The organism is Morococcus cerebrosus (assembly GCF_022749515.1).
GTDB lineage: Bacteria > Pseudomonadota > Gammaproteobacteria > Burkholderiales > Neisseriaceae > Neisseria > Neisseria cerebrosa.
Genome location: NZ_CP094242.1, coordinates 2,234,046 through 2,255,958 on the forward strand (window position 1 = coordinate 2,234,046; position 21,913 = coordinate 2,255,958).

Below are 21,913 nucleotides of genomic sequence, written 5' to 3' on the forward strand. Positions count from 1 at the left end.
CGGGCGGGATTGGGCATAGCCCGCGCCCCTTTTCGGCGCGGAATGCAGAAACCCGGATGAGCAATCAGTTTTTGAATTGAAGTCCGCAAGGTTGCACGCCGCCCAAAACAATGCGGCCGTGTGCGGAAGGATACGGATAAAGAAGGCAATAAAGAACAATGCGGCGGAACGCTCCGTCCGCCGCCGAAGTCCGGACGGTACAGGTCCGGCTTGGAAAACAGGTAGCCGACATCTTCTTATTATCGTTATGCCGGAAGTTTCGAACGGTGCGGCGCGGCAGGTTTGTCAAACACCCGCCCCTCGTCTTATGCCCGGTCAAATCGGCAAAATCAAATCAAACTTAATCACGTTCCTGCGTTTACGGGCTTTGGCATAAACGCAGGGAAAATGCTTTGCAGAGTGCGTTTTTAATATAAAATCTCGTTTTAACAATACCATCCGTCCCATACGGCCTGTTTGTACAGGTTTCTGCCGAAACGGATGTTCGGGATTATAGATGAAAACGCACGCAATAAGCAAAGATTCAGTCAGCCTGATTACCGTCGCCGAACACGAAGCCGGACAACGCCTTGATAACTATCTGATAAAAATCCTCAAAGGCGTACCCAAAAGCCATATCCACCGCATTATCCGCGCCGGAGAAGTGCGCCTGAACAAAAAACGCTGCAAGCCCGACAGCCGCATCCAGACAGGCGACCTGCTCCGCATCCCGCCCGTGCGCACCGCCGAAAAACAAAGGTCGTCTGAAAACCGCGCCCAAGCCGTACCCGCGCGCGAATTTACCATCATCTACGAAGACGACGCATTGCTCGTCATCGACAAACCCGCAGGCACCGCCGTCCACGGCGGCAGCGGCGTGAGCTTCGGCGTCATCGAACAAATCCGCCGCGCCCGACCCGAAGCCCGCTATCTCGAACTCGTCCACCGCCTCGACAAAGACACCAGCGGTCTCCTGATGATCGCCAAAAAACGCAGCGCGCTCGTCAAACTGCACGAAGCCATCCGCAACGACCACCCCAAAAAAATCTACCTCGCACTGGGCGTAGGCAAACTGCCGAACGACAGCTTCCACGTCAAACTGCCCCTGTTCAAATACACTGGCGCACAAGGCGAAAAAATGGTGCGCGTCAGCGAAGACGGACAATCTGCACACACCATCTTCCGCGTGCTCAACCGTTTTTCAGACGACCTCCTGCACCAAGTCGGCCTCTCGCACCTGACCTTGGTCGAAGCTACCCTGAAAACGGGGCGCACCCACCAAATCCGCGTCCACCTCCAGTCGCAGCACTGCCCCATCGCCGGCGACGAACGCTACGGCGACTACCAAGCCAACAAACGCCTTCAGAAGCTCGGTTTGAAACGGATGTTCCTGCACGCCGCCGAGCTGCACCTCGACCACCCGCTGACAGGCGAAAAACTCATCTTAAAAGCCCCGCTGCCACAAGATTTGGCACAATTCGTCCTGATGCTGGAAAACGCAGGAAAGGTCGTCTGAAACCCGTAGCGTGGGCTCTGCCCGCGACATGAGTGTAAAAACGACGGACAAATTCGAATCATCAGGCAGCAAGTTTCGTGGGTGTAGCCCACGTTACAACTCGCTCAAAAAATTAAATACCAACCGCTCCTCGAAAACACCCAAAGGTCGTCTGAAACCCGTAGCGTGGGCTTTGCCCGCGACATGAGTGCAAAGACACGGATGGATTCAGATTATCAGGCGGCAAGTTTCGCGGGCGTAGCCCACGCTACAACTCCCCATTCCGACAACCTTATCCCCGCCCGCCCACGCCTTTCAGACGACCTTTTTTTCCGCTACCATAACGCCCGACACAAACACGGACAAACACCATGACCCCGACACAGCAACTCCAATTAGGCATACAGGCATTAGGTTTGGACCTATCCGCAGAACAGCAAACCCTGCTGCTCGCCTATACCGGCTTGCTCAAAAAGTGGAACAAGACCTACAACCTCACCGCCCTACGCGACGAAGCGCAAATGGTCAGCCACCACCTGCTCGACAGCCTGACCCTGCTCCCCTACCTCCAAGGCGCGCACACTATGCTGGATGTCGGCTCCGGCGGCGGACAGCCCGGCATTCCCGCCGCCATCTGCCGTCCCGACCTCAACATCACCCTTCTGGACGCCAACACCAAAAAAACCGCCTTCCTGCAACAAGCCATCATCGAACTCGGACTAAGTAACGTCCGCGTCGTCAGCGGCCGCGTCGAAGCCGTTCAAGACTTCCAAGCCGACATCATCACCAGCCGCGCCTTCGCCGAACTCGCCGACTTCGTCAACTGGACGGCACACCTGCTGAAAGACGGCGGCCGCTGGGTCGCCATGAAAGGCGTGTACCCCGAAGAAGAAATCGCCAAACTCCCCGACACCGTCGCCGTCGAACGCGTCGAAGCCCTCCACGTCCCCTGCTTGGATGCAGAACGGCATATGGTGGTTTTGAAGAAGGTTTGAGCCTTCCGAACGTTGAGTCTGAATATTGCAAAGGTCGTCTGAAAACCCGAAACAGGGCTTTTCAGACGACCTTGGATTCGGATTTCAAGTGCAACACTAGGGTACCAGTGGTTGGAACAGATTTAAGAATAAAACACTTGGCGTTTCGTAGCCAAGTGTTTTTCTCGGCCGGTGGTTCAACTCATCTTGAACCCTGCGTATCTCCCGATCGCTGATGTTTCGGAAATCGGTTTGTTTGGGGAAATATTGCCGGATGAGTCCATTGGTGTTCTCATTCAGCCCTTTTTCCCAAGAATGGTAAGGGCGGCAAAAATAGGTTTCCGCCTTCAATGCTTTGGCTATTTTGGTGTGTTGGTAGAACTCTTTGCCGTTATCCATGGTGATGGTGTGGACTCTGGCTTTATATGCCTTTAATACCCTAATGGCCGCCCGGGCAGTGTCTTCGGCTTTTAAGTTCTTTAATTTGCAGATGATGGTGTAGCGGGTAGTGCGTTCGACCAAGGTCAATAACGCGCTTTTCTGATTTTTGCCGACGATGGTGTCGGCCTCCCAATCGCCGATGCGGGTTTTCCGGTCGACGATAGCAGGTCGGTTCTCTATGCCGACGCGGTCGGGCACTTTGCCTCTGGTCCATGTGCTGCCGTAGCGTTTGCGGTAGGGTTTGCTGCATATTCTGAGGTGTTGCCACAAAGTGCCGCCGTTGTTTTTGTCTTGGCGAAGGTAGCGGTAAACGGTGCTGTGATGGAGTGTGATCCCGTGGTGTTTATGCAGGTAGGCACATACTTGTTCGGGACTGAGTTTGCGGCGGATAAGGGTGTCGATGTGTTGAATCAGCTGCGAATCGAGTTTATAGGGTTTTCGCCGGTGCTGTTTGGTCAGCCGGCTTTGCCGTTGGGCTTTATCGGCGCTGTATTGCTGCCCTTGGATGCAGTACCGCTTGATTTCTCGGCTGATGGTGCTTTTGTGGCGGTTGAGCTGTTTGGCGATTTCGGCGATGGTGCAGTGGCGGGACAGGTATTGGATATGGTATCGTTCGTCTTGGGTCAGTTGTGTGTAGCTCATGGCAATCTTTCTTGCAGGAAAGGCCGTATGCTACCGCATACTGGCCTTTTTCTGTTATGGAAAGTTGCACTTCAAATGCGAATCCGCCGACCTTTTTATGTGTTCGAAAGCATAAGCACAGGCGTTTTGCCATTTCAGTCCGCTATAAAAAACCGCCCCATTACAGGGCGGTTTTTTGATTTACCAAATATCGGATTTGATTTTGCGTTTCAAACCCGGATGTTCGGAAAGTTTGAAGACGGGGTCTTTGCCCATTTTCAGTTTCGACGTGTAGTCCCTCAACAGCAGGAAGGCAAGCGGAGAGAGGAGCAGGATGGCGACCAGGTTAATCCATGCCATCGTACCCATCGCCATATCCGCCATATCCCAAACCAGCGGCACGTTGGCGACTGCGCCGAAATATACCCAGCCCAATACCATCATACGGAACAAGGCGGTCAGCAGCCAATGGCTTTTGATGAACTGCACGTTTGATTCGGCATAGGCATAGTTGCCGATGACGGTAGAGAAGGCAAACATAAACAGGATGATTGCCAAGAAGTCTGCGCCCCATGCGCCGACTTGGCTGATAATCGCTGCTTGGGTGAGCTCTGCGCCGCTCAAATCGCCATAAGGTTGTTGATAAACCAAAACGATAAACGCCGTGCAGGAACATACGATAATCGTATCGACGAATACGCCCAGCATTTGAATCATGCCTTGGGAAACAGGGTGTTTGACTTCGGCTGCCGCAGCGGCGTTAGGTGCAGAACCTTGACCTGCTTCATTGGAATACAGGCCGCGTTTGATACCGATCATCATGGTTTGCGAAATCAAGCCGCCGAGCAGGCCGCCGCCGGCTGCTTCAAAGTTGAACGCGCTGTCAAAAATCTGACCGAAGACGTGGGGAATCAGGCTGATGTTTGTGATGATGATGTAGAGCGCCATCAGCAGATATAAAGTCGCCATCAGCGGAACAAGCATTTCGGCAAAGCGGGAAACGCGGCGGATACCGCCGAAAATAATCGGCGCAGTCATGATGACCAATGCGACGCCGACCGCATGTTCGTCCCAGCCCCACGCGGCTTTGGCGGTTACGGCGATGGTGTTGGTTTGAACGGCTTCATAAACGAATCCGAAGCAGAAAATCAGGCTCAATGCAAATACGATGCCCAACCATTTTTGACCCAAACCTTGGGTAATATAGTAAGCAGGACCGCCGCGGAAATGATGGTTGTCGTAATCGCGGATTTTGAACAACTGCGCCAGCGAAGATTCGACAAACGCCGAACTCATACCGATCAATGCGGTGATCCACATCCAAAATACCGCGCCCGGCCCGCCGCTACTGATGGCAATCGCCACGCCCGCGATGTTGCCCACGCCTACGCGACTGGCAAGTCCGGTAACGAAAGCCTGAAACGGCGTAATACCGTGCGGATCATCGCCTTGTTTGCGGCCGCCGAGCATTTCTTTGATACTGCGTCCGAGCAGACGGAATTGTACGAAACCGGTGGCAAGTGTGAAGAACAGACCTGCACCCAACAATACATACACCAGCCCTGCCCACATCGGATCGTTGATTTTCTGAACCCATTGGTGCAGTGATTCGGTAAAATTATCCATAAAAAGCCTTTCTAGATACGGCTCTCCGAAGGGATAATCCTGTCAAAGTGCCGCAAAGCTGTTTTCAGACGACATCGGGACAACACCCAACGCCAAAACGCGCTATTCTAGCAGACTGTTGACAAACTGAAAAAACTTTACAGTTTCAGCATTGGCATAATCTTGATAAATATCATAGAGTTTCTTTGCATTACACTACACAGGCTCCGATTTGGGCAAGCAAAAAAGGTCGTCTGAAAGCATATTGCAGCTTTCAGACGACCTTGCTGTTTTACGGTCCATAAAAAACGGCATGGCAAAAGCCATACCGTTGTAGGGAATATATTGTCGACTAAGCTTTCCGATATGGGTTTTCCACACCTTCAATCAAGGCTTGCAGGTATTCGCGCAACTGTTTTTCACTGCAGCCCATCAGAAGCGCGTCTTCAAATGCGTCTTGTGCTGCTTGATAAAGCTCGGTCATGTTTTCCGTCATGACTTTCACTTTTTCAGTGCAGGATACGATTTGCCCGTCGTCGTCGTACCATTTTGGCATTTCAGGCATACTCACGTTGTTGCTTTCCTAGACTTAATTGAGAAAACGGGACGGATCGTTTTTCTTCACGCGGCGTGCAAAGGCGTATTTAGCGTTCCAGTATTTGTTGCTGAGGCTGGTGATTTCAATGCGTTTGCCGGTACGCGGAGCGTGGATGAAACGATCGTTGCCGATGTAGAGTCCGACATGGGAAATCCTGCCGCGTCCCATCGTGCGGAAAAATACCATATCGCCCGGCTGTAATTCACCGCGGGATACGCCGACGCCCATTTTTGCCTGTTCGGCGGAGGTGCGGGGGAGATTCAACCCCATTGAGCGTCTGAAGATATGCTGCATGAAGCCGCTGCAATCGAAACCGGTAGATGCTGATGTGCCGCCGTAACGGTAGGCAACACCTAAAAGCCCCATTGCGCTACCGATGAGTTCGTCGGCACTGTCTGAACTTCTCGATGCACGGACGGGTGCTGCCGAAGCTGAAGGAATGGAATGTACAACGGGAGTTGCCGCGCGCGCGGGTTGGAAATTTATCTGCGGAGCCTGTGCGGGGGCAGGCTGTTTTGCATCTTCAAATTGGTTTAAAACCTGCTGCCTGTTTTTAACGAACACGTCCAGTTCGTCGGCGTTTGCAAAATGAATGCCGGACAGCATACAGGCCGAAACCAATAGTGCCGCCAGCCTGGATAAGGCTTTCATGTTTGACTGATTCCATTTTCAGACGACCTGTCTGCCGCCTGCTATTATGTTATTCTGTATCTGGGATATGCAGGCGATTGTATATAAAAAACAGGATGTTTGGCAAAAAAGCGTCTGTTATATTGCGTTAAAGCGTTGTTTATAAAAAAATTTGCGAAGACACTCAACCGATGATGATACCCACTCTGCTCGCTATGCGCGACTTTTCCAGAATGCGCGAAATTATTACCGTACTGACGAAATACGGCTTGGGCGGCTTTGTTCAGCGTATCCGTTTGAGCGCGGCGGGCGGGGACGAAGTGCATCCCGACAGCCGTTATATGAGTACGCCGCGACGCTTTCGCAAAGCGTTTGAAGAGCTGGGGCCGACCTTCGTCAAACTCGGTCAGGTATTGTCCACGCGGGTCGATATTTTCGGGGCGGAGTGGATTGAAGAGTTTGAACAACTGCAAAGCAACGTCGCGCCGATACCGTCGTCTGAAATCTATACTTTGGTCGAAGCCTATCTGGGCAAACCCGTTTCCGAAGTGTTCCGCAGCATAGACCCGAAACCCGCAGGCAGCGCGTCGGTAGCGCAGGTACACCGTGCCGAACTTTTAGACGGAACCGCCGTCGCCGTCAAAGTCAAACGTCCCGACATCGAGCCGGTCATTCAGGCGGATTTGCGGATTTTGAACCATCTTGCCAGACTGATGGAATCCGAAATCCCCGAAGTGCGCCGTTACCAGCCGGTATTGATGGTCGCCTATTTTGCCAAAAGTCTGGCGAAGGAAACCGATTTATCAGTAGAGCTGCGCTATATGCAGCGCTTCGGTCAGACCTTTTCAGACGACCCCTTGGTCCGCATTCCCGCCGTCTATCCCGACATTTCCAACCGGCACATCCTCGTACAAGACTACATCGGCGGCACGCTCCTGAAAGACGCCGACCTCGAAACCATGCCCCACACCTTGCGCAGCGCTCTTGCCGGACGGATTACCGACACCCTCTTCACCATGATGCTGCGGCAAGGCTTTTTTCATGCCGACCCCCATCCGGGCAACATCTTCATCAACGACAACGGCGGCATCACCTTCATCGACTTCGGGCTGGTCGGACACCTCGGCAACACCCGCCGCCGCGAAATCCTCAACCTCATTAACGCCCTGACCAACAACGACGCACTGCTCATCCAATACGTCCTCAGCGACTGGGCGCAGGGCGATTTGCCCGATGAAAACCTGCTCGGCGCAGACGTTTTGGAAATGCTGCTCAACTACGAACACACCGCCGTCCGCGACCTGCGCGTCAGCCAAGTCATCAACGACATCACCTCCATCATGCGCCGTCACGGACTGACCCTGCCCGGCGACCTCGTGATGCTTTTCAAAACCCTCATCACCCTCGAAGGCGTCGTCAAACGGCTAGACGGCAGTGTCGAACTGCTCGAACGCGCCAAGCCCATCACCGAAGCCGCCGTCAAAGAACAAGCCTCCGCCGCCCACATCGCCCGCAATGCCAAAACGCAACTGCGCACCCTGTTGCAAATGGCAGGGGCGCTGCCGCAAGACTTCTTCAGACTGACCAGAATGCTGCAAAAAGGCAAGCTCGGCGTTACCCTGGACCTCAAGCACTCAGACCGCATCAGCCATCAAATCGACAGCGCCGCCAACCGCCTGACCATGGGCATCGTAACCGCCGCCTTGATTATCGGCTCGTCCATCGTCATGAGCATAGAAACCGGCCCCAAGTTTATCGGCTTCGTCGGCTACCTGATCGCCTTCGCCAACAGTCTGTGGATTATCTGGTCGGTGTGGCGGTCGGGGAAACACTAGCCTCACGTTTTCTCAAATCATCAATCAGCTCAAGAACAAAAAGGTCGTCTGAAAACCAAGGGCGCAGGTTTCGCCAAAACGTTTTCAGACGACCTTGATTTCCCTGCGGACGCAACCATATAGCCGTCAACCCGTCATCCAGATATAACAGAGGAATTTATGCCGCAAACCCAGATCAACCACGCAGACATCCGCACCCGCTTCATCTTCGACGATATGCCCGTTCGCGGCCTGCACGTCCGCCTTGAAAACGTATGGACACACATCGTCGGACAAAAACACTATCCCGCCGCCATCCGCCGCGCCTTAGGCGAACTCCTTGCCGCAGGCGCGCTTCTGTCCGGCAACCTCAAAACCGACGGCACGCTCATCGTTCAAGTTCAAGGACAAGGTCGTCTGAAAATGCTCGTCGTCGAGGCTACTTCCGACCAAACTGTCCGCGCCACCGCACGCTGGGACGAAACCGCCGACATCAACGACGACGAAAGCCTGACCGACCTTCTCGGCAGCAACAGCGTCTTCGTCCTCACCCTTCAGCCCAAAGACGCAGAACCTTGGCAGGGTGTCGTCCCGCTCGAAGGCAGCAGCATCGCCCAAATGCTTATCAACTACACCAAACGCTCCGAACAGCTCGATACCCAAATCGTCCTTGCCTCATCGGACGATGCCTGCGGCGGACTTTTGGTGCAACGCCTGCCTGAGACAGAACCTGACGCGGCATCATGGGAACACGTCAGCACACTGGTTCAAACCCTGACTCCCGAAGAACTGACCGGACTGGACGCACAACACGTCCTCTACCGTCTCTTCCACGAAACCCCTCCGCGCGTCTTCGATCCCGAAAATATCGAATTCGCCTGCACCTGTTCGCGCGGAAAAGTCAGCGATATGCTGCTTATGCTGGGCGGCGAAGAAGTCGGCGGCGTGGTCGCCGAACAAGGCAGCATCCAAATCGACTGCGACTTCTGCCATGCCAAATACGTCTTTGACGAAACCGATGTCAACGCCCTCTTCGGTGCCGATGTCGTCAACGCCGTCCTAGACGAAGCCAAGCGTCTGCAATAAACATCAACACTTAATATTAATTAAGCAAAGGTCGTCTGAAACCGATTTTAGGTTTCAGACGACCTTTTATTTCAAATCTTCAAAAGATTATTTTTTGTTCAGAGAGTCGCGGATTTCGCGCAACAGCAATACTTCTTCGCTAGGCTCTGCAGGTGCTTCTTCTGCTGCAGCAGTAGCTTCGGCTTTTTTCATAGCGTTCAGTGCTTTGATAACGGTGAAAATCGCAGCAGCAATGATCAGGAAGCTGATGATGGCGTTGATGAACAGACCGATGTTCAGAGTAACGGCACCGGCTGCTTGAGCGGCTGCCAAGCTGGCATAGCCGCCTTCCGGAGCGGCTTGTGCGCCGTCTTTCAGGGTGATGAACAGGTTGGAGAAGTCAACGCCGCCGATCAACAGACCGATAGGGGGCATGATTACGTCGTCAACCAAAGATTTAACGATGCCGCTAAACGCAGTACCGACGACCATACCGACTGCCAAGTCGATAACGTTGCCGCGCATAATAAATTGTTTGAATTCTGAAGCAATAGACATAAATGTCCTCCTGTATGTTTGTGGATAATTTTGTGGATAATAGAGTGAAATTTTTAAAAAAGCGCATCCGAAGCGACGGACGGGCTTTTCCAAACCGGCAGGCATGGTATCGTGTTATTTGTTAAACAAATGTTATAAAAGTTAAAATTTGTTTTTATGACAAAATTCCCGAAATATGCCGCCTTTTATATGAAAAAAGAACCGTCTGAAATCAGAGTGTAACTTTTTTACACCACTTATTCAGACGGATTTTTGCGTAATAAGTTGTCGTTTTCTACGAAATATTACAAATAATTACGCCTCTTCATCGTTCAGGGCGTTGATGCTGTAACCGCCGTCAACATAAGTGATTTCGCCGGTAATGCCTGAAGAGAGTTCGGAGAGCAGGAAGGCGGCGGTGTTGCCGACTTCGTCGATGGTTACATTGCGACCGAGCGGGTTGTGGGAAGCGACGTGTCCCAAAAGTTTGCTGAAATCGGCAATGCCGGAGGCAGCGAGGGTTTTGATCGGACCGGCGGAAATGCCGTTGCAACGGATGCCTTCTTTGCCCAAGCAGGCGGCGGTAAAGCGGATGCCTGCTTCGAGGCTGGCTTTTGCCATGCCCATGACGTTGTAGTTGGGAATCGCACGAACCGCGCCCAAGTAGCTCAGGGCGACGATGGCGGAGTTTCTGCCGCGCATCATCGGACGGGCGGCTTTTGCCAATGCGGGCAGGCTGTATGCGGAAATTTCGTGTGCGGTGTTAAACGCTTCGCGGCTGATGCTGTCGAGGAAGTCGCCGCTCAAGGCTTCTTTCGGTGCGAAGCCGATGGAGTGGACGAGGCCGTCCAAGCCGTCCCAATGTTTGCCCAAATCGGCGAAAACTTGGTTGATTTCGTCGTCGCTGGCGACATCGCAGCGGAACACGAGTTCGGAACCCAATTCGGCGGCCATTTTGCGGACGCGCTCTTCCAGTTTGTCAACAACGTAAGTAAACGCCAAATCCGCGCCTTGTTCGCGGCAGGCTTTGGCAATGCCGTAAGCGATGGAACGCTCGGAAATCATGCCGGTGATCAGGATTTTTTTACCTTGCAGAAAACCCATTTTTTGTCCTTTAAAGTGTGGTATTGCGGTTTGATGAAACTGGGCATTATAGCAAACTGGGGCGGTTTCGGTATAGAAAACAAGAGATAACCTGTCGTCCTGACGGAAAACGAAGGTCGTCTGAAACTTTTTCAGACGACCTTTGCACGTCAAATCCCTTATAATGCCGCCCATTGTTTTCAACGAAAAAGGTCGTCTGAAATGACTCAAAACGCAAGCAACCTCTGCTGGCTCGATATGGAAATGACCGGGCTTGACCCCGAACGCGAACGCATTATCGAAGTCGCCATGATTATCACCGACTCCGATTTGAACGTCTTGGCGCAGTCCGAAGTTTATGTCGTCCACCAAAGCGACGAACTGCTCGACGGCATGGACGAATGGAACACCGCCACCCACGGTCGTACAGGATTAACCCGGCGCGTGCGCGAATCGCAACTCACCGAAGCGGAAGTGGAGCAGAAACTGCTGGACTTTATCGCGCAATGGATTCCCGAAAAAGCCACGCCTATGTGCGGCAATTCCATCCATCAAGACCGCCGCTTCATGGTCAAATACATGCCGCGCCTCGAAGCGTATTTCCACTACCGCAATCTGGACGTATCCACCCTGAAAGAACTCGCCAAACGTTGGAATCCGCCCGTTGCCAAAGGCGTGATAAAACGCGGTTCGCATCAGGCTTTGGACGACATTCTCGAAAGCATCGAGGAAATGCGCTACTACCGCGAAACCTTCTTGAAACTGCCTTAAATCCTTGCCAATACAAGCAACAATACAAAAAGGTCGTCTGAAAGCCTTAAACCCATTCTTTCAGACGACCTTTTTACATTTTGAAAGTCTGTGTAGCGCGCTTACGTCAGTCATACACCCTCCCGAAATCTACGCATCTCCTGCCAAATGCTACCGTATCAATGCGGCAAACCGACAAAAATACCGGTTCCAAATTTCAAGATTCTGAACAAACGCTGACACACAATTACAGAAAACAGTATAATACACTACTCAAAATGCCTATTCCGATGCCATGACCATCATTCCCAAACGATTATCGCTGCAAGATATCGTCCCGACAGAACCCCCTTTCGAGGGCAATCTTCGGGACTTTTTGCCTTTGCAGCAAATCATGAAAGACGGGAACGAAGAAGCGGTATACCGTATGTGCGGCATGCTGCTTGGCGGCAAGGAAAACCGCAGGGCATTATCAGGCGTAGAATACATCGCATCCAGAGAGTTTCCGGATACGGCATACAGGTTGCTGCACTGGAGCGACCGTTTCGGACTGTCTGCCGACAAACTGCTGGATGCTTACGCAGATTTCGGTGAACGCGGGTTCTTAGCGGCGCAAACCGCGCTGATGCGTTATTACGCAGAACGCAACGACCTGCAATTTCTCTATTGGGCACAATGCGCCGCCCCGCAATCCCCTGAAGCGCAATACCTTATCGCGCGGCAGTATGCCCTGGCGGATAATTGGGAAAAGGCGCTAAATTGGTACAACCAGGCAGCCTCCCAGGGCTGGTCGCAGGCATGCCTGCAATTAGGGAAATCCTTCCTTTACGGCTGCGGCGTTTCTGCCGATTCTGCGCAGGCAGAAGTCTATTTGGAATATGCCGCCGAACACGGCTGGGTCGAAGCACAAATCCTGCTGGCAGATTTATTGGCTGCAAAAGGAAACCAAGACGCCCTGTCTTGGTACAGGCTTGCCGCCGTTCAGGGCAATGCGGCGGCACAAACCGCCCTGGCACGGCAATATCTGACCGGCAAGCTGACCGACCGCGACCCGTTACAGGCATTCAAATACGCCAGAACCGCCGCAGACAGGCAGTTTCCGGACGCGTTATGCCTGATGGGCGACCTCTGCCGCTACGGACTGGGCATACGCCCCGACTTATCCGCCGCGCAACAATACTACCGCCACGCCGCCGCATTGGGCAGCATGGCCGCCGTACAGAAGCTGCTCAGCGAGGCCGCCCTGCACCAACCCGAACATTACGAAAAACTCAAATCCGAAGCCTTGCAGCGTCAGGAAACCGAGCAGCTTTGCCGCTCTGCCGCCGCCTGCCTTGACGGCATCGGACAAAAAAAAGACTACGCGCGCGCACGACAGCTTTATCTGGAAGCCGCCGTCTGCAATCATGCCGATGCAGCAGCCGGTTTGGGCAAAATCTATTATCACGGTCTGGGCATTCCTGCCGATGCTGGTTCGGCGGCGTACTGGTTCGGCATAGCGGCGGAACAAAACCATCCTGAAGCGCAATATTATTCTGCATTCCTCCTCTACCACGGACAAGGTACCGCCATGAATGTTCCCGCCGCCTACGATTACCTTCAGGCGGCAGCAGACAACGGATATGGCAACCCGCAGGAACTCAGGGCAATATTGGAGCAATGGCAGTGCGAACGTTGAAGATAAGCCGCCGTTGATTTCCATCCGGGAATAATAAAAGGTCGTCTGAAAAAGTTTTCAGACGACCTTTTGTCTTTTGCCGAACTCTTTTAATCGGATAATTCCGCTTTCGATTCTTTATCTGCTTTCGCCGACCAATAAGATGCAAGCAGCGAGCCGGAAATGTTGTGCCACACGCTGAACAGCGCGCTAGGTACGGCGACGACAGGGGCAGCGGCAAAATGCGCGGCCGCCAATGCCGCACCCAAACCGGAATTCTGCATACCGACTTCGATAGCGAGCGTTTTTTGCGCATCGTACGGCAGCTTGCAGATTTTGGCTGCAAAGAAGCCGAGCAGGTAGCCGATGCCGTTGTGCAATACCACGACACCGAAAATCAACAGCCCGCTCTCAATAATTTTACCTTTGCTCGCGCCGACGACCGCACCGATAATCAACACAATGGCAACCACAGAAACCAAAGGCAAGGCAGCGGCAGCGCGTTCGGTCTGTTTGCGGAACACAGTATGTGCAACCACGCCGAGCGCGATGGGCAACAACACCATTTGAACAATGGAAACAAACATCGCCTGCGCATTGATGTCGAGCATTTTACCTGCCAAAAGCAGGAAAATAGCAGGCGTCAGCAGCGGAGCCAGCAAGGTGGAAGCCGATGTAACTGCGACGGACAAGGCAACGTTGCCGCGCGCCAAAAAAGTCATCACATTGGAGGCCGTACCACCCGGACAGCAGCCGACCAAAATCACGCCCACGGCAACTTCAGCAGGCAAATTTAACAACTTGACCAAAAAATAGGCAGTCAGCGGCATAATGATAAACTGCGCTGCCACGCCGATAAGGACGGCTTTTGGATGACTGGCGACAATTTTAAAATCTGACGGCGTCAGCGTCAGCCCCATGCCGAACATAATGATGCCCAAAAGCCAAGTGATGTAAGGCAGTACCCACTTGAACAATTCGGGATCGAAGAAAGCAACGGCGGCGCACAATGCCGCCCAAAATGAGAAGGTTTTGCCGACAAAGTGGCTGATTCGTGCAATAGTGTTCATAAATAGTATGTGCGGTACGGTTGATAAGATTATTGATAAGGAGAACAGTGAAATAAAGCAACACACAAACATCAAAATCTGTTTGGCCGTTGATATTTGTTTCACATCCGTCTAAACGCGAAGCATACACGGCTTTGTAACGGGATGTAAAGAAAAGGTCGTCTGAAACGTTTCAGACGACCTTTAATCCATTCTGCCTCACTCAAACAACCTGCCCTGCGCCAGCAACGCCTTCACGGGTGCGAAATCGCGTCGGTGTTCAGGCAATACGCCGTATCGCTGCAAGGCTTCGAGGTGTTGCGCCGTGCCGTAGCCTTTGTGTTTGTCGAAACCGTATTGCGGATAACGTTCCGCCAACGCATACATCTCGGCATCGCGCGCGGTTTTGGCGAGGACGGAGGCGGCGGAGATTTCGATGATTTTGCTGTCGCCCTTGACGACGGCTTCGGCGGAAATGCCCAAATCTTTCGGAACGCGGTTGCCGTCTATCAATACCTTATCCGGCACGACCGCCAACCCGTGTACGGCACGGCTCATTGCCAGCATGGTGGCGTGCAGGATATTGAGTTCGGCGATTTCTTCGGGCGACGCGGAGGCGACGCTCCACGAAACGGCTTGTTCTTTGATCAACACCGCCAAAGCATCGCGCTTTTTCTCGCTGAGTTTTTTCGAATCGGTCAGGCCGGGCAAGTCGTAACGTTCGGGCAGGATGACGGCGGCGGCGAACACGCTGCCGACCAGCGGTCCGCGCCCTGCTTCGTCCACGCCCGCAAGGAGGATGGGAGACATATAGTTTCAGTGATACGGTTCGGTTAACGGGAGAGGTCGTCTGAAAAGGTTTTCAGACGACCTTTTAAATGATATGGCGGGTTCGAATAAAAAATAATGTCGGGTTTACTGCCATTATTTTTATCTGTACGGGAGCAGCGACAGTTTTGCATGGAACCAAAGCCCGCCCTGCCCTATTTTTATGCGGTGAAACGGTTTTCGTGGGCAAAGCCCACGCTACAAAAATGGGCCTGTCAGTTTCGGTCGGACAGACAAGCCATATAGCCAATTCACTTCATCTTTGATACGGCACCTATCGCCCGCCGTCATTCCCGCACAGGCGGGAATCCAGTCCTCAACTATTCAGAACTATTTAAAGATTGTCATCATTTCAAACTTCTAGATTCCCGCCTGTGCGGGAATGACGGCGCGTGGTTTTCTGATTTGAATTTACTGCAAAACCATCAGATTCAGCCCGCAGGTCGGACATGCTCTTTATCAGGCAATAAGTATCAGAGGTCGTCTGAAAGCGTAGCTTCAACGAAGTGAAAACGAGTGCAGCGGGTTTCGCTAAAAGCCTGCTTCGGACAATACGGCTTCTGCCGCCAACGCATCGGTATCCTTGCGCAGCAGCAAATGCAGTTCGCGAAAATCCTGTTTCAGGGCGGCGGCGGCTTCGGGGTGGTCGTACCAATAGGCAACGGCGGCGGCGAGTTTTTCCGGCTCAGCATCGTGTTGCAAAAGTTCCGGCACGGCGGCTTTGTCCAACAGGATATTGGGCAGGCCGACATGCGGCACTTTGACTTTACGTTTCACATAAAAATAGGTCAGCGGCGAAATTTTGTAGCTGATGACCATCGGCCGTTTGCACAAGGCGACTTCGAGGGTGGCGGTACCGCTGGTTACCAACACGACATCGGCGGCGGTGCAGACGGTATCGGACTGTTTGTCGGTGATGTTAACGGGAATGGCGGAAAATTCGGGCTGCGCCAAAATTTCACCGATGCGCCTGCGAGTAGCGGCGGTGGCGGCGGGAAGCAGGAATTGCGCCTGCGGATAGCGTTTGAGCAGCAATAAGGCCGTCTGAAAAAACAAAGGAGCCATATAGTCGATTTCGCTGACACGGCTGCCCGGCAGCAAGGCGAACACGACAGCTTCGGTTGCAACGCCCAACTTGGCGCGCGCGGCGGCACGGTCGTCGTCCAGCGGCATGGTTTGCGCCATCGGATGACCGACAAACTCGGCTCTGCCGCCCGCATCAAGGTAAAGCTGCGGCTCCATTGGGAACAGACACAGCACGCGGTTGACCTGATGCACGATTTTATTTACCCGTTCGCGCCGCCACGCCCACACCGACGGGCTGACATAATGGACGGTGGGGATGCCCGCCTTTTTGAGTTTTTCCGCCACGCCCAGATTGAAATCGGGCGCGTCGATGCCGACAAAGACATCAGGTTTGATGCGGATAAGGTCGTTCACCAGCCCTTTGCGGATTTTCAGGATTTCAGGCAGGCGTTTGACCACTTCGACAAAGCCGCGCACCGCCAGTTTTTCCTGGTCGTACAGGCTCTCAAATCCTTCCGCCTTCATGCGTTCGCCGCCGATGCCGATGAATTTCGCATCGGGGCGGCGTTGTTTGATAGCGCGGATAAGGTGCGCGCCGAGCAGGTCGCCGGATGCTTCGCCGACGCTAATGGCGATAAGTGGGGAATGGTTCATCATCGTTACAGGAAAATAGATTGAGGTCGTCTGAAAGGTTTTCAGACGACCTTATGGAGATTATTCGGCAGGAATCGGCTCAAATTCGGCAGCGGATTGCGGGAACGGTTCGGCAAAATCGGTTGCCGCGGGCGCATCGCTGTCCACCAGTTCGTCGATGTCGATATTGTCATCTTCGCCTTGCGGTAATGTCCCGCCGGTTTGGCGGCTGCGCACTTTCATGTAGAGGTCGCGGGTGTAGCTGTATTTGTCGATGGCGGCGTCTTCCAAACCGTCGGTCAGGTCAAGCAGGGCTTCGCGGGTGTTGACGATGTTCAAGCCGGTGGTGCTCCAGCGGCCTGCAGGGGTGTGGAACACGGCGCTTTTGACGGGATAGACGGTGGTAATGGCGTTGCCTGCGGTGTCGCGGACGGTGGAGGGGTCGAGCAGCGGGACGACGAAGTAGTTGCTGTTTTTCCAACCCCATGTAGCGAAGGTGTCGCCGAGGGTGTTTTTGTTGTCGGGAACGCCGCCTGCGCCTGCGACGTCAATCAGGCCGCCGAGTCCGAAGGTGGTGTTGATGCCGACGCGGACGAGGTCTTCGCTGGCGCGTTTGACATCGAGGCGCAAGACGTTGCTGCCGAAGCTGACGACGTCGCGCAGGTTGTTGAAGAAGTTGCTCACGCCGGTGCGGACGGGCTTGGGCGTTATTTTGCGGTAGCCGCGTGCGACGGGGGCGAGGACGTATTGGTCGGCCTTGTCGTTGAATTTGAAGACGGCGCGGTTGTAGCCTTCGTAGGGGTCGGCGGGGTTGTTCTCGGCAAATGCGGGGGGTGAGGTCAGGCCGATGAGGAATAGGAGTGAAGCGGTGGTTTTTTTCATGGGTTCAACCAGTCTTTGATTTCGTAAAGCTCGGACAGGGTGCGCACGGATTCGGGTATGCCTTGCAGGGTGACTTTCCCGTCCGGGCGGCGAAGTGCGTCAAGCAGCAGGGACACGCAGGCGGAATCGGCGCGTCCGACGCCGCTCAAATCGACCGCGCGGGTGTCTTTCAGACGACATTGCTGTCTGAAGCGGGTAAAGGCGGCGGCGGTCAGGGTTTTGACGGTTACGTCGCCGCTGATGTGCAGCGTACCGTCGCGGAGTTCGGTTTGCATGGCTGTCTTGTCAACTTAATCTTGGATGATAAAACCTGAAGGTCATGGTGTGCGAAAGCCATGTCGTCTGAAAACGGACGGCATGGCTTGTCTTTGCATTATTTGCTGCCGTTTTTGGCTTTCAGCTCGGCAATCAGTCCGTCTATGCCTTTGGCTTTGATGGTTTCGCCGAATTGGTTGCGGTACACGGTTACCAGGCTCGCGCCTTCGATGGCGACGTTGTAGGCACGGTATTTGTTGCCGCTTTGGTAGGTGGTGAAGTCCATGTTGACGGGTTTTTGACCGGGTACGCTAACTTCGGCGCGGACGATGATTTCTTTGCCGCCTTTATTGACAACGGGGTTGTCTTTGACGTTGACGCTGGCGTTTTTGAATTTCAACATAGTGCCGGAGTAGGTGCGGATCAGCAGTGTTTGAAATTCTTTGGTCAACGCTTGTTTTTGCGCGTCAGACGCGATACGCCAAGGGTTGCCGACTGCCAGCGCGGTCATGCGTTGGAAATCGAAATAGGGAATCGCGTAGGCTTCGGCTTTGTGGCGGGCGGTGTTGGCATCGCCGCTTTTTAAGATGCTCAATACTTGAGTGGCGTTTTGACGGATTTGGTTCACTGCGTCGGCAGGGGCGGCAACCGCCATGCTGATGCTCAAGATGCCGATGCTCAGTGCGCTGATGAAAGAGGTTTTTTTCATGATTAAGTGTCCTAGTATCAATATGATGGTGTACGTTTATTCGGTGGTTTTTGCTGCATCGTTGCCGCCCGCCGCGTTTTTCTCGGCGAAGCTGGTCATGAATTTACCGATCAGGTTTTCCAGAACCATGGCGGAGCTGGTAACGGAAATGGTATCGCCTGCGGCGAGGGGTTCAGTATCGCCGCCTTGTTGCAGGCCGATATATTGTTCGCCCAACAGGCCGGAAGTCAGGATTTGCGCGGAAACGTCGCTGCTGAACTGATATTTGCTGTCCAAATCGAGGCGGACTTTCGCCTGATAGGATTTCGGATCAAGCTCGATGGAACCGACGCGTCCGACCAATACGCCCGCGGATTTGATCGGCGCGTCGGCCTTCAAACCGCCGATGTCGCTGAAATCAGCATATACGGTATAAGTCTTGCCGGAATTGCCGAACGCCGCGCCGCCCGCCACGCGGAAAGCGAGAAAGCCGACCGCTGCCACGCCGAGCAGGACAAACAGTCCGACCCAAAATTCCAATACATTCTTTTTCATTAAAGTTCCTTGAATATCCAATGTTCTTTGTTTCGTTTTCAGACGACCTGTCAATCCGTAAACATCAATGCGGTCAACACAAAGTCAATCGCCAAAATCGTCAGGGCGGACGAAACCACCGTACGCGTGCTGGCGCGCAAAATACCTTCCGAGGTCGGTACGCAGTGGAAGCCCTGATGTACGGCAATCAGCGTTACCGCCACGCCGAACGCGGCGGATTTGATCAGACCGTTGATTACATCGTAATGGATCGTGATGTTGTTCTGCATTTGCGACCAGAAAATGCCGCTGTCCAAGCCCAGCCAGGTTACGCCGACCAAATACGCGCCGTAAATCCCCGCCACGTTGAAAATCGAAGCCAAAAGCGGCATGGAAAACACGCCTGCCCAAAAGCGCGGCGCAACCACGCGGGCGACAGGATTTACCGCCATCACGTTCATCGCTTCGAGCTGTTCGGTCGTTTTCATCAAACCGATTTCGCTGGTCATCGCACCGCCCGCGCTACTGGCAAACAGAATCGCCGCCAATACCGGACCCAGTTCGCGCAACAGCGAAGCCGCAACCATATAGCCCAAAATATCGGCGGATTTGAATTTCGACAACTGCGTATAGCCCTGCAAACCCAAAACCATGCCGACGAACAGCCCTGAAACGGCAACAATCAACACCGACAGCACGCCGGCAAAATACACTTGGCGCACGCTCAGGCGCGGACGGACGAAAGCCGTACCGGATTTCGCCAGAATGTTCAGCAGAAACAGCGTAATACTGCCGAGAGATTGAATAAAGCCGAGGGTTTTCGCCCCGACGGAACGGATAAAATTCATAGGTTTCCATTACGGATTAACGGGTTTCAGACGACCTTGTAGGATGATAGTGATGGGTCGTCTGAAAAATGATTTCGGCTTCAGGCAACAACGGTTCAAACGTTTCAGACGACGTCTGCAAACCGAGGTCGTCTGAAAACTACCCAAGCAAATCTTGCTGCAACGACGTTTGCGCGGGATAACGGTATGCGACGGGGCCGTCTGCCAAGCCGCCGACAAACTGGCGTACCCAAGGTGAATCCAGTTCGCGCATTTCCTGCGGCGAGCCGGAGAACATAATTTCGCCGTGTGCCAAGAAAATCACTTGATCGACGATTTCCAAAGATTTTTCAATGTCGTGTGTCACCATAATGCTGGTCGAACGCAAAGCCTTATTGACGCGGCTGATCAAGTGGGCAATCACGCCCAAGGAAATCGGATCGAGGCCGGTAAACGGCTCGTCATACAACATGATTTCAGGGTCGAGCGCAATCGTGCGGGCAAGCGCGACGCGGCGCGACATCCCGCCGGAGAGTTCGGACGGCATCAGGTTTTCCACACCGCGCAGACCGACTGCGTTCAATTTCAACAAAACCAAATCGCGGATAACTGCTTCCGGCAGGCGCGTCAGTTCTCGCATCGGAAAAGCGATATTGTCGAATACTGACAAATCGGTAAACAGCGCGCCATGCTGGAACAACACGCCCATGCGGCGGCGGTGTTCGTACAGTTCGTCAGCCGAAAAGCCCGCCAAATCACGTCCTTCAATCAAAACCCTACCCGACTGCGGATGAATCTGACCCGTAATCAGCCGCATCAGCGTGGTTTTGCCGCTGCCCGAACCGCCCATCACGGCGGCGAAGTTTCCTTGGGGAATGCTGAAATTGATATTGTTCAGAATCGGACGGTCGCCATACGCGAAGGCAACGTCTTTTATTTCGATGAAGGGTACGGAACTCATGAAAGGGAAGATAAGGCGGGATGTATTTTAATTACTTGCATTGTAAAGCTTATCAAGGTGTCGGGCAATTTTCAGACGACCTTATCAAGAAAACGTCTGTTAAGAAGCGTGAAAATCATGTGTTTGGCAGAAATTTTAAGACCATTGGAATGGTTAAGATTGAAGTCTTGCAACCTGTTGTCTTCATTTCAGAACGGGGCGCGTTACAGAACTTAATAATCCTAAACATACCGTTTTTCGCCAGCGCGTGAAATTTTAAATTTATGGCAAGATTTTGTAGGCAAAGACACAACATTCTACAAACAAAACTTACATTTCAAATAATTTTGTGAAAGTCCTCCCATTTAAAACAAACCGGTCTGCCTGCAAAACAAAGTTTGTTTCACAGGCAGACCGATAATTGACTGCGTCAATTAAGCAGCGATTTTTTCGCACTCTTTGATGCAGGCAAGGCAAGACTCATAGCATTGTTTGCATTCTGCGTGGTGGCCTGCGTGTTGTTTGCACGCTGCGGCACATTGTTTGCACGCCTCAACACAGACTTTTGCCAAAGATGGGGTCAGCGGAGAGTTTTGGGCGGCAAGGTTTTGCAGCGCGCCGCACAATGCCAGCATTTGGTTGACACCTGTTGCGCAATCTTTCATGGAAGTATCGCCTTGGCTCAGCAGTCTGATGCAGTGTGCCAAACAGATTTGACCTGCTTCAACACAGTGGGCAGCCGCTTTTCTGGCTGCTTCATAGGTTTTGGACGCAGCAGCAGGGGCAGCGTGGGAATGGCCTTTATGGTCATGATGTCCGTGGGCGCGGGCGAATGAAGCGGCGGCTGCCAAAGAAACGGCTGTACCACCCAAGAATTGACGACGGTTCATACTGTATTTCCTTATGTAATCATTGATATGAAGTGAAACATAACGAATCGCTAAAAATTGGATACGGCAGTTTTCTATACATCATTGATGTCGTCTGAAATCAGCCGTTTAT

General features: G+C 53.2%; 23 protein-coding genes. 7 read left to right on the plus strand and 16 right to left on the minus strand.

Translation table 11 applies throughout. From position 1 onward, the window contains the following. Positions 1 to 496: 496 nt before the first annotated feature. From MON37_RS10530 to rsmG, 3 genes are all read left to right on the plus strand, one after another. The gene (locus tag MON37_RS10530; RefSeq protein WP_039408047.1) at positions 497 to 1,495 is read left to right on the plus strand and encodes an RluA family pseudouridine synthase; all 999 of its coding nucleotides are present in this window, start codon (positions 497 to 499) and stop codon (positions 1,493 to 1,495) included. 201 nt (positions 1,496 to 1,696) lie between these two features. Beyond that, a complete protein-coding gene (locus tag MON37_RS10535) occupies positions 1,697 to 1,849 on the plus strand; it encodes a hypothetical protein (protein WP_156122130.1) in 153 nt (50 codons plus the stop codon). Then, positions 1,846 to 2,469 (plus strand): 16S rRNA (guanine(527)-N(7))-methyltransferase RsmG, encoded by a 624-nt coding sequence (rsmG, locus tag MON37_RS10540; protein ID WP_039408044.1) that lies wholly within the window; start codon positions 1,846 to 1,848, stop codon positions 2,467 to 2,469. The genes MON37_RS10535 and rsmG overlap by 4 nt, the downstream gene beginning before the upstream one ends. 96 nt (positions 2,470 to 2,565) lie before the next feature. On the opposite strand, the gene MON37_RS10545 is transcribed toward rsmG, so the two are convergent. The 4 genes from MON37_RS10545 to MON37_RS10560 form a co-directional block, all read right to left on the minus strand. Continuing rightward, entirely contained in the window at positions 2,566 to 3,531 is a 966-nt protein-coding gene (locus tag MON37_RS10545; protein WP_242883663.1) for an IS30 family transposase, read from the minus strand. Positions 3,532 to 3,711: 180 nt separating this feature from the next. Next, the gene (locus MON37_RS10550; protein ID WP_039410619.1) at positions 3,712 to 5,136 is read right to left on the minus strand and encodes an alanine/glycine:cation symporter family protein; all 1,425 of its coding nucleotides are present in this window, start codon (positions 5,134 to 5,136) and stop codon (positions 3,712 to 3,714) included. 331 nt (positions 5,137 to 5,467) lie between these two features. Beyond that, positions 5,468 to 5,686 carry a hypothetical protein gene (locus MON37_RS10555; protein WP_029609416.1) on the minus strand — a complete coding sequence of 73 codons (219 nt, stop codon included), beginning with the start codon at positions 5,684 to 5,686 and terminating at the stop codon, positions 5,468 to 5,470. A gap of 18 nt (positions 5,687 to 5,704) precedes the next feature. After that, the gene (locus MON37_RS10560) at positions 5,705 to 6,364 is read right to left on the minus strand and encodes a C40 family peptidase (RefSeq protein ID WP_019271019.1); all 660 of its coding nucleotides are present in this window, start codon (positions 6,362 to 6,364) and stop codon (positions 5,705 to 5,707) included. Between the two features lie 170 nt (positions 6,365 to 6,534). Here MON37_RS10560 and MON37_RS10565 point away from each other — a divergent pair, with 170 nt between their 5' ends. Next, on the plus strand, positions 6,535 to 8,178 hold the full coding sequence (locus tag MON37_RS10565; protein ID WP_039410614.1) for an ABC1 kinase family protein: 1,644 nt from the start codon (positions 6,535 to 6,537) through the stop codon (positions 8,176 to 8,178). A 159-nt stretch (positions 8,179 to 8,337) separates the two neighbouring features. Then, the gene (hslO, locus tag MON37_RS10570; RefSeq protein WP_039410611.1) at positions 8,338 to 9,243 is read left to right on the plus strand and encodes an Hsp33 family molecular chaperone HslO; all 906 of its coding nucleotides are present in this window, start codon (positions 8,338 to 8,340) and stop codon (positions 9,241 to 9,243) included. Between the two features lie 87 nt (positions 9,244 to 9,330). On the opposite strand, the gene mscL is transcribed toward hslO, so the two are convergent. Both mscL and fabI read right to left on the minus strand, forming a co-directional pair. After that, positions 9,331 to 9,780, minus strand: a complete 450-nt coding sequence (mscL, locus tag MON37_RS10575; protein WP_039410607.1) for a large conductance mechanosensitive channel protein MscL — start codon at positions 9,778 to 9,780, stop codon at positions 9,331 to 9,333. 294 nt (positions 9,781 to 10,074) lie between these two features. Then, positions 10,075 to 10,863 (minus strand): enoyl-ACP reductase FabI, encoded by a 789-nt coding sequence (gene fabI, locus MON37_RS10580; RefSeq protein ID WP_003761373.1) that lies wholly within the window; start codon positions 10,861 to 10,863, stop codon positions 10,075 to 10,077. A gap of 201 nt (positions 10,864 to 11,064) precedes the next feature. Here fabI and orn point away from each other — a divergent pair, with 201 nt between their 5' ends. Next, on the plus strand, positions 11,065 to 11,613 hold the full coding sequence (gene orn, locus MON37_RS10585; protein WP_039410603.1) for an oligoribonuclease: 549 nt from the start codon (positions 11,065 to 11,067) through the stop codon (positions 11,611 to 11,613). 373 nt (positions 11,614 to 11,986) lie between these two features. After that, positions 11,987 to 13,270 (plus strand): tetratricopeptide repeat protein, encoded by a 1,284-nt coding sequence (locus MON37_RS10590; protein WP_242883666.1) that lies wholly within the window; start codon positions 11,987 to 11,989, stop codon positions 13,268 to 13,270. Positions 13,271 to 13,359: 89 nt separating this feature from the next. Here the strand turns inward: MON37_RS10590 and MON37_RS10595 are convergent, their stop codons facing one another. The 10 genes from MON37_RS10595 to MON37_RS10640 form a co-directional block, all read right to left on the minus strand. Beyond that, positions 13,360 to 14,319: a bile acid:sodium symporter family protein gene (locus tag MON37_RS10595; RefSeq protein WP_039410597.1), complete on the minus strand. Its 960-nt coding sequence runs from the start codon at positions 14,317 to 14,319 to the stop codon at positions 13,360 to 13,362. A gap of 198 nt (positions 14,320 to 14,517) precedes the next feature. After that, positions 14,518 to 15,108 carry a ribonuclease HII gene (gene rnhB, locus MON37_RS10600; RefSeq protein WP_039410594.1) on the minus strand — a complete coding sequence of 197 codons (591 nt, stop codon included), beginning with the start codon at positions 15,106 to 15,108 and terminating at the stop codon, positions 14,518 to 14,520. Between the two features lie 549 nt (positions 15,109 to 15,657). Then, positions 15,658 to 16,806 (minus strand): lipid-A-disaccharide synthase, encoded by a 1,149-nt coding sequence (gene lpxB / locus MON37_RS10605; RefSeq protein WP_372338597.1) that lies wholly within the window; start codon positions 16,804 to 16,806, stop codon positions 15,658 to 15,660. A gap of 60 nt (positions 16,807 to 16,866) precedes the next feature. Further along, complete coding sequence (locus MON37_RS10610) at positions 16,867 to 17,667, minus strand: MlaA family lipoprotein (protein WP_039410588.1); 801 nt, start codon at positions 17,665 to 17,667, stop codon at positions 16,867 to 16,869. Next, positions 17,664 to 17,942, minus strand: coding sequence for an STAS domain-containing protein (locus MON37_RS10615; protein WP_039410585.1), 279 nt, complete (start codon positions 17,940 to 17,942; stop codon positions 17,664 to 17,666). Before MON37_RS10615 ends, MON37_RS10610 begins: the two co-directional genes overlap by 4 nt. A gap of 98 nt (positions 17,943 to 18,040) precedes the next feature. Then, complete coding sequence (locus MON37_RS10620) at positions 18,041 to 18,631, minus strand: MlaC/ttg2D family ABC transporter substrate-binding protein (RefSeq protein ID WP_039410581.1); 591 nt, start codon at positions 18,629 to 18,631, stop codon at positions 18,041 to 18,043. A gap of 36 nt (positions 18,632 to 18,667) precedes the next feature. Then, positions 18,668 to 19,165 carry an outer membrane lipid asymmetry maintenance protein MlaD gene (gene mlaD, locus MON37_RS10625; protein ID WP_039410577.1) on the minus strand — a complete coding sequence of 166 codons (498 nt, stop codon included), beginning with the start codon at positions 19,163 to 19,165 and terminating at the stop codon, positions 18,668 to 18,670. Positions 19,166 to 19,215: 50 nt separating this feature from the next. Beyond that, positions 19,216 to 19,992, minus strand: a complete 777-nt coding sequence (gene mlaE / locus MON37_RS10630; protein ID WP_003760565.1) for a lipid asymmetry maintenance ABC transporter permease subunit MlaE — start codon at positions 19,990 to 19,992, stop codon at positions 19,216 to 19,218. A 139-nt stretch (positions 19,993 to 20,131) separates the two neighbouring features. Continuing rightward, positions 20,132 to 20,932, minus strand: a complete 801-nt coding sequence (locus MON37_RS10635; protein ID WP_039410574.1) for an ABC transporter ATP-binding protein — start codon at positions 20,930 to 20,932, stop codon at positions 20,132 to 20,134. A 413-nt stretch (positions 20,933 to 21,345) separates the two neighbouring features. Next, the gene (locus MON37_RS10640; RefSeq protein WP_039410569.1) at positions 21,346 to 21,801 is read right to left on the minus strand and encodes a four-helix bundle copper-binding protein; all 456 of its coding nucleotides are present in this window, start codon (positions 21,799 to 21,801) and stop codon (positions 21,346 to 21,348) included. Positions 21,802 to 21,913: the final 112 nt, after the last annotated feature.